At 48.2% G+C, this 2,448-nt stretch carries 3 protein-coding genes; all 3 read left to right on the top strand.

Features of this window, described 5'->3' with window-relative positions; translation table 11 throughout:
• Nucleotides 1-105: 105 nt before the first annotated feature.
• The gene (locus A3729_RS14885; RefSeq protein WP_068512824.1) at nt 106-678 is read left to right on the top strand and encodes an L-threonylcarbamoyladenylate synthase; all 573 of its coding nucleotides are present in this window, start codon (nt 106-108) and stop codon (nt 676-678) included.
• Between the two features lie 47 nt (nt 679-725).
• Nucleotides 726-1,622 (top strand): oxygen-dependent coproporphyrinogen oxidase, encoded by an 897-nt coding sequence (hemF, locus tag A3729_RS14890; RefSeq protein ID WP_068512821.1) that lies wholly within the window; start codon nt 726-728, stop codon nt 1,620-1,622.
• A gap of 27 nt (nt 1,623-1,649) precedes the next feature.
• On the top strand, nt 1,650-2,448 hold a 799-nt coding region (gene aroE / locus A3729_RS14895; RefSeq protein ID WP_068634024.1), incomplete at its 3' end, for a shikimate dehydrogenase.

Genomic DNA, 2,448 nt, shown 5'->3' on the forward strand with positions numbered 1-2,448 from the left:
GTGGCTATCAGCGTGTGAAATCAGTAAACTCAGCCCAATAATTATGGTCACTTGTCTAAAGTGCTTTTTGAAGTGTAAATAGCGTCGATAGGAAGAGAGGTTTGGGTGTCGCTAAGTCGTTTATCTGAATGGCAGGTTCAGTTTGCTGCTAATATTCTCAAGGGTGGTGGAGTGATTGCACATCCGACCGAGGCGGTTTGGGGCTTGGCTTGTCATCCAGACAACAAGCAAGCCGTTTATAAGATCCTGGACTTGAAAACCAGACCCGTTGAAAAAGGCTTGATCTTGGTTTCAGGAGAGGCTTGTTATTTTGACGTTTTACTTAAGGATTTGCCCGAGGCACTTCAGCGTAAGTTTCTAGCGCCGGTTACGAGGCCGACTACTTGGTTGGTGCCAGATGAAGCCAACAGAGTGCCTTCATATATCAAGGGGCGGTTTTCAAGCGTTGCCTTGCGTCTTAGTACGCACCCTTTAATTGTTGAGCTTAGTCGACGAGTCGGAGCACCTCTGGTGTCTACTTCGGCTAATCCTTCTGGCAAGCATCCGGCAATGAACCTACGTGAAGCACGAGACTACTTTAGGGGGAGAGTTGATTATCTTCTGCCTGGCCGCCTTGGCGGCTTCGATAAACCTTCAGAAATTAGAGACCTGGTAAGCGGAGAGTCGCTACGGGTCTAGCGTTGGATAAACTCAGCGCATACAGAATAAATATTAGGAGTGAGTGCATGTTAGAACAGGTCAAAGCTTATTTGCTCGGTTTGCAAGATAGTATTTGTGAAGGGCTGGAGCAAAGTGATGGTCAGGCGCGCTTTGTAGAGGATGCCTGGGAGCGCCCTCAAGGTGGCGGTGGTCGAACTCGAGTGATTAAAGATGGGGCTGTTTTCGAGAAAGGGGGTGTTAACTTCTCTCATGTTTACGGGGACTCATTGCCGCCTTCGGCAACTAGTGCCAGACCTGAGTTGGCAGGTCGTCGCTTTCAGGCGATGGGTGTGTCTTTGGTTATGCACCCTCATAACCCCTATGTACCGACCTCTCATGCCAATGTTCGCTTCTTTATTGCGGAAAAGGACGGTGCTGAACCCATTTGGTGGTTCGGTGGTGGTTATGATTTAACGCCTTACTATGGTTTTGTAGAAGATTGCCAGCAATGGCATCAAGTTGCAGCGGAAGCTTGTGCGCCTTTTGGTGAAGAGGTTTACCCTAAGTATAAAAAGTGGTGCGATGAGTACTTTTACCTGAAACATCGGGACGAAGCGCGCGGAGTTGGCGGCTTATTCTTTGATGACTTGAATGAATGGGGCTTCGAAAAGAGCTTCGAATTTATGCAGGCCGTGGGCAATTCCTATGTGAAGGCGTATCGCCCGATCATCGAACGGCGCAAAGATAGCGAGTATGGCGAAAGGGAGCGACAGTTCCAATTGCATCGTCGTGGCCGTTATGTTGAGTTTAATCTAGTATTTGATCGCGGTACGCTATTTGGCCTCCAGTCTGGAGGGCGCACTGAGTCGATACTTATGTCGATGCCTCCGCTGGTCAGTTGGGATTACAACTATCAGACTAAAGCAGGTTCAAGAGAAGCTGAACTGACCGAGCGCTTTTTGCCGCATCAGGACTGGATCTGATAGTCTTCAGGGAGTAAGGAAAAATACATGTCAGATAAATATGCCGTTGTTGGGAACCCCGTTTCTCATAGTAAGTCTCCATTGATTCATAGCATGTTTGCTACGCAGACGAAGCAGGCACTTACTTACGATAAAATTGAAGCGCCAGTCGATGATTTTACATCAGTGGTCAAAGGCTTTTTTGCTCAGACAGAAGGAAAAGGCCTTAACGTTACCGTGCCTTTCAAAGAGCAAGCTTGGGACATGTGTGACAAGCGTAGCCTTGGTGCTGAAAAGGCTGGTGCTGTAAATACTTTGTACCTTGATGAGCAAGGCTTGCTTTGCGGTGACAATACAGATGGTTTGGGTTTAGTGTCCGACATTCAGGGGCATGGAATTAGCCTAAGTGGAAAAAAAATACTGATTTTAGGGGCAGGTGGTGCTGTAAGAGGCGTATTGCAGCCTATACTTGAAGAAAAGCCAAGCAAGGTTGTGGTGGCCAATAGAACCGTTAGTAAAGCGGATGCTTTGGTAGACTTGTTTCAAGATCAGGGGAGTATTGAAAGTTCGAGCTTTGAAGCCTTGAACGAAGCTTTTGACTTGGTGATTAATGGTACCTCGGCCAGTTTATCGGGTTCCTTGCCACCAATTTCGAAATCGATTATCGGTGCTGCGACGGTTGCCTACGACATGATGTACGGCTCAGAGCAGACTGTCTTTAATCGGTGGGCTGAAGAGGCAGGGGCATCCCAGACAATTGATGGTCTCGGGATGTTGGTCGGGCAGGCGGCAGAAGCTTTTCGTGTTTGGCGAGGCATTTTGCCCGAAACCTCTGAGGTCATGGCTA

Source organism: Oleiphilus sp. HI0043 (assembly GCF_001634935.1).

Excerpts from the sequence above, each read along its gene's own strand:
- hemF (WP_068512821.1), top strand. The coding sequence starts at position 726 with ATGTTAGAACAGGTCAAAGCTTATTTGCTCGGTTTGCAAGATAGTATT.